The organism is Achromobacter sp. UBA5777, assembly GCF_002418565.1.
Classification (GTDB): domain Bacteria; phylum Pseudomonadota; class Gammaproteobacteria; order Burkholderiales; family Burkholderiaceae_B; genus Achromobacter; species Achromobacter animicus.
Genome location: NZ_DIEJ01000028.1, coordinates 17240 through 22076, shown reverse-complemented (window position 1 = coordinate 22076; position 4837 = coordinate 17240). Strand labels below are relative to the sequence as shown.

General features: G+C 67.4%; 5 protein-coding genes and 1 pseudogene. 4 read left to right on the top strand and 2 right to left on the bottom strand.

Annotation, left to right across the window (positions count from 1 at the left end; all coding sequences use genetic code 11):
• Together B3446_RS01555 and ubiE are read right to left on the bottom strand one after the other, a co-directional pair.
• A pseudogene (locus B3446_RS01555) lies at positions 1-218 on the bottom strand (Tim44 domain-containing protein); the annotation flags it as partial.
• A 177-nt stretch (positions 219-395) separates the two neighbouring features.
• Positions 396-1172 carry a bifunctional demethylmenaquinone methyltransferase/2-methoxy-6-polyprenyl-1,4-benzoquinol methylase UbiE gene (gene ubiE / locus B3446_RS01550; RefSeq protein ID WP_056564732.1) on the bottom strand — a complete coding sequence of 259 codons (777 nt, stop codon included), beginning with the start codon at positions 1170-1172 and terminating at the stop codon, positions 396-398.
• A gap of 162 nt (positions 1173-1334) precedes the next feature.
• Here ubiE and phoB point away from each other — a divergent pair, with 162 nt between their 5' ends.
• From phoB to B3446_RS01530, 4 genes are all read left to right on the top strand, one after another.
• Positions 1335-2033, top strand: a complete 699-nt coding sequence (gene phoB / locus B3446_RS01545; protein WP_006227196.1) for a phosphate regulon transcriptional regulator PhoB — start codon at positions 1335-1337, stop codon at positions 2031-2033.
• Positions 2034-2045: 12 nt separating this feature from the next.
• On the top strand, positions 2046-3353 hold the full coding sequence (gene phoR / locus B3446_RS01540) for a phosphate regulon sensor histidine kinase PhoR (RefSeq protein ID WP_175139426.1): 1308 nt from the start codon (positions 2046-2048) through the stop codon (positions 3351-3353).
• A 44-nt stretch (positions 3354-3397) separates the two neighbouring features.
• Entirely contained in the window at positions 3398-4090 is a 693-nt protein-coding gene (locus tag B3446_RS01535) for a heavy metal response regulator transcription factor (RefSeq protein ID WP_191579253.1), read from the top strand.
• Positions 4087-4837, top strand: a 751-nt coding sequence (locus tag B3446_RS01530) for a HAMP domain-containing protein (protein ID WP_291376908.1), incomplete at its 3' end; no start/stop codon positions are given. The genes B3446_RS01535 and B3446_RS01530, both read left to right, overlap by 4 nt.

Genomic DNA, 4837 nt, shown 5'->3' with positions numbered 1-4837 from the left:
GCGGCTGCCGGCGCGGCGGTGGCGCCCGCGGTGTTGCTGTTGGCAGCCGGCGGCGTGGTGGCCTGGCGCTGCGTCGTGACGTTGGAGGATTGACGGCCCACGCTGGAGCCGCCGCCGGCGCGACGGGCTTCGGCGTCAAAGGACGCCGTCACCAGCGCAGCGCCCGAAACGGCGATGAGCGCTGCCGCGACAAAGCGCGAAAGACAGAATTTGGACATAGGTTTGCTCCCTCGTACTCGCGCCCCCGCTGCCCCGAGCAACGGGAGGGCCTCGCAATACGCGAGACCATCTGCGCGACTTTTCTTACAGTAATCTGAATGGCGTAAGAATAACGGACAAGCCGCCGCCCCACAAGTTCCCCGCGGGACGGCGAAACACGCCGTGGACGCCAGGCGTCAGCCCAGACGCACGCCTTCGTGCAGCGCGGCGATGCCGGCTGTCAGGTTGAAATATTGCACCCGCTCCAGACCGGCGGTGCGCAGCATGTCGGCCAGCGTCTCCTGGTCGGGGTGCATGCGGATGGATTCGGCCAGGTAGCGATAGCTGGCCTCGTCCTTGGCGATCTTCTTGCCCAGCCACGGCAGGACATTGAAGGAATACCAGTCGTACGCCGGCGACAGCGGCTTGGCGATGCGCGAGAACTCCAGGACGAGCAGCTTGCCGCCCGGCTTGAGGACACGGGTCATTTCGGCCAGGGCGCGGTCCTTGTGGGTCATGTTGCGCAGGCCGAAGGCCACGCTGACGCGGTCGAAATAACCGGTGGGGAACGGCAGGCGCTCGGCGTCGCAGACGGCGGTGGGCACCAGCAGGCCGGCGTCAGTGAGACGGTCGCGCCCCACGCGCAGCATGGAATCGTTGATGTCGGTCAGCCAGACCTCGCCCGTGGGGCCGGCACGCTTGGCGAAGGCGCGCGCCAGATCGCCCGTGCCGCCGGCGATGTCCAGCACCTTCATGCCGGGGCGGATGGCGGCGCGGCCGATGGTGAAGGCCTTCCAGACGCGATGCAGGCCCGCCGACATGAAATCGTTCATGACGTCGTAGCGCTGGGCGACTGAATGGAAGACTTCGGCGACCTTGCGGGCCTTTTCGCCTTCGGGGACCGACTGGAAGCCGAAGTGCGTCGAGGTCGAGCCGGAACCGGCGGATTGTTGCGATTCGGAGGGGTTTTGCATGGTGAATTCCCGATATATCGGTCAATGGTAGCCTATCGGGCGCGCGCCTGCGGCGTGCCGGACCCGCCGAATGACGCGCTGCGGTCACATACCTGAAATATTGCGGCCATACTATCGCAATGTTCGCGCCGCGCCGGCGCTCAGAAGTGTGCCCAATTCGATATGTCCAGCACCATCCTCGTCGTCGAAGACGAACCCGCCATCCAGGAACTGATCGCCGTCAACCTGTCCTTCGCTGGCCACAAGGTGCTGCGCGCCTTCGACGCCGACCAGGCCCAGACGCTGATCCGCGCCGAGCTTCCCGATCTGATCCTGCTGGATTGGATGCTCCCGGGAACCTCCGGCCTGGCCATGGCGCGCAAGCTGCGCAACGACGAGCGCACCCGCGCCGTCCCGGTCATCATGCTGACCGCCAAGGGCTCCGAGCAGGACAAGGTGGACGGCCTGGAGGCCGGCGCCGACGACTACATCACCAAGCCCTTCTCGCCCAAGGAGCTTATGGCCCGCATCAAGGCCGTGCTGCGCCGCCGTGCGCCGCAGCTGACGGACGACGTCATTGACGTCGGCGGCCTGAAGCTTGATCCGGTGACGCATCGTCTGTCCGGCAACAGCCAGTCTCTGCAGATCGGCCCCACCGAATTCCGCCTCCTGCATTTCTTCATGACGCACCCAGAGCGCGTGTTCTCGCGCTCGCAGCTGCTGGACCAGGTCTGGGGCGATCACGTCTTCGTGGAAGAACGCACGGTCGACGTGCACATCCGCCGCCTGCGCAAGGCCCTGGAACCCAGCGGCCATGATGCGCACGTGGAAACGGTCCGCGGCAGCGGCTATCGGTTTACGGCACAGCTCCCCACGCGGTAAAACTGGCGCACGATGATCTGGCTGCGCACGCTTATATTTGTCGCCCTGTGGGCGGTGGTTGCCTTACTGGCGCAATGGCTTATTGGAGACCCCGCGGGCTGGGTCGTGTTTTCGGCTTCGCTGACCGCCATGCTGCTGTGGCGCAGCTGGCGGCTGACGCTGGTCTCCCGCTGGGCCAATCAACCCGACTCCGCCCCGCCGGCCTCTGTCGGCCCCTGGGACGACATCCTTGCTCCGCTCTATCGGTACACCCGCGCCCGCGCACGTGAACTGACTGAAACCCGCGACACCATGCAAGGAATGCTGGCTGCTGCCCAGGCCCTGCCCGACGGCGCCGTCACGCTGAACGAGGACTTTCAGATCGACTGGTGCAACCGCATGGCGCGCCAGCATCTGGGTCTCCGGCTGCCGGCCGATCGCGGACACAACCTTCTGAACCTGCTGCGCGCGCCGGAATTCGTGGAATACGCGCATCGCCCATCCTGGCCCGAACCCATCCTGGTGCGGCTGGGCCAGCAAGGCCAGGAAAGGCTGATGATGATGCAGTTGACGGCCTACGCCAGCAACCAGCGCCTGCTCATCACTCGCGACGTCACGCAGATCGAACGCCTGGAAACCACGCGCCGCGATTTCGTGGCCAACGTCTCGCACGAACTGCGCACGCCGCTGACGGTGCTGGCGGGTTTTCTGGAAACGCTGCGCGACATGCCCGACGACGCGCTGCCGCAGGAGCAGCGCGAGCAGTACATCGACATGATGCACGAGCAGGCGCACCGCATGCAGGCCATCGTGGAAGACCTGCTGACGCTGTCCACGCTGGAATCGTCGCCGGGCAGCGATCCGCGCGCGGTCAACATGGGCGCGCTGCTGCAGAAGGCGCGCCAGCAGATCGAAGCGCTGTCGGGGGGCCGGCACCAGCTGGTCTGGCACATCGACGAAACCCTGGACGTGCTGGGCGCCGAAAACGAGCTGACCTCGGCCCTGTCCAACCTGCTGACCAACGCCGTGCGCTACACGCCGGACGGCGGCACCATCACCGTGCGTTGGGAACGCGAGCCCGAAGGCGGCGCGTGTTACAGCGTGCAGGACACGGGCATCGGCATTCCGGCGCGCCATCTGCCGCGCCTGACCGAGCGCTTCTACCGCGTGGACCGGGGCCGCTCGCGCGCCGTCGGCGGCACCGGGCTGGGGCTGGCGATCACCAAGCACATCGCCATGCGTCACGACGCCGAACTGCTCATCACCAGCGAACCCGGCAAGGGCAGCGTCTTTTCGCTGCGCTTTCCCGCCGACCGCATCGCCATCGCCGAAACGGCGTGATTCCGCCCGCCTGACGGCGGCGCGCGGGTGGTAAATTTTTGGCCATGCGCATCCTGGTCATCGAAGACGAACCCAAACTGGCCGACTACCTGAAGAAGGGACTGTCGGAGCAAAGCCACGTCGTGGACGTGGCGCGCGACGGCGTGGACGGCCGCCACCTCGCGCTCGAAGGCGCGTACGACCTCATCGTGCTGGACGTGGGGCTGCCCGGCGTTGACGGCTTCGAGGTCCTGGCCTCGGTGCGCGCGCACAAGGACACGCCGATCCTGATGCTGACCGCCCGCGACGCGGTCGAAGACCGGGTCCGCGGCCTGGAGGGCGGCGCCGACGACTACCTCGTCAAACCCTTCGCCTTCTCCGAACTGCTGGCGCGGGTGCAGGCGCTGCTGCGCCGCGGCCGATCGCAGGAACCCACGCTGCTGCGCCTGGCAGACCTGGAGCTGGATCTTGCCAGCAGGCGCGCGCAGCGCGGCGGCCACCGCCTGGACCTGACCGCCAAAGAGTTCAGCCTGCTGGCGCTGCTGCTGCGCCGGCATGGGCAGGTGCTGTCACGCACGACCCTGGCCGAGCAGGTCTGGGACATGAACTTCGACAGCGACACCAACGTGATCGACGTGGCCGTGCGGCGCCTGCGCGGCAAGCTGGACGATCCCTTCGACTCGAAACTGCTGCACACCGTGCGAGGCATGGGGTATGTGCTGGAATCGCGCGACGCCCCGGGCGGCAGCCCACGATGATCCGTCCGCGCGTGCGGTCGATGCAGGCGCGGCTGACGCTGCTGTTGGGCGCCATCGCCCTGCTGGTCTCCAGCCTTGCGGGGGCCACCCTGTTCTGGGCGCTCAAGCGCGAGGTCGAGCGCCAGGAGATCACCGAAGTCAGCGGCAAGCTCGAACTCATCGACCACCTGATCGACATGCAGAACAGCGCCAGCGGCCTGCACGATCTGGCGGCCACCTTCGACCAGATGCGCGCGGGGCAAGGCCAGCTCGGCATCTGGATTGTCGACGCGCAGGGCAATGCCGTCTACGGCGGAACCCAGCCCGAGACGCTGGCGTCCCCGGACGGCCGCCAGGTCCTGCTGGAAACGCCCGATGGCGGCCGGATGCGCGGCCTGCGCGTCGCCATGAACGATCGCATCCTGCCCGGCGCGCAGCTGACGGTGGCGGTCAGCACCCGGACCAGTTCGCAGTTTCTTTACGCCTACGGCACGGCCCTCGCGCTGATCTGCGCGCTGTGGGTCGGCGCCACGGTCGTCCTGGCGGCCTGGGCCGTGCGGCGCAGCATGGCGCCGGCGCGCCGGCTGTCAGAACAGGCCGCGGGCATCCAGCCCGACAACCTGGCGCGCCGCCTCCCGCTGGAAGACACCGACCGCGAATTGCATGACCTGGTGCGCTCCTTCAACCGCACGCTGGACCGGCTGCAGGCGGCCTACCAGCAGATGGAGGGATTCAACGCCGATGTGGCGCACGAACTGCGCACGCCGC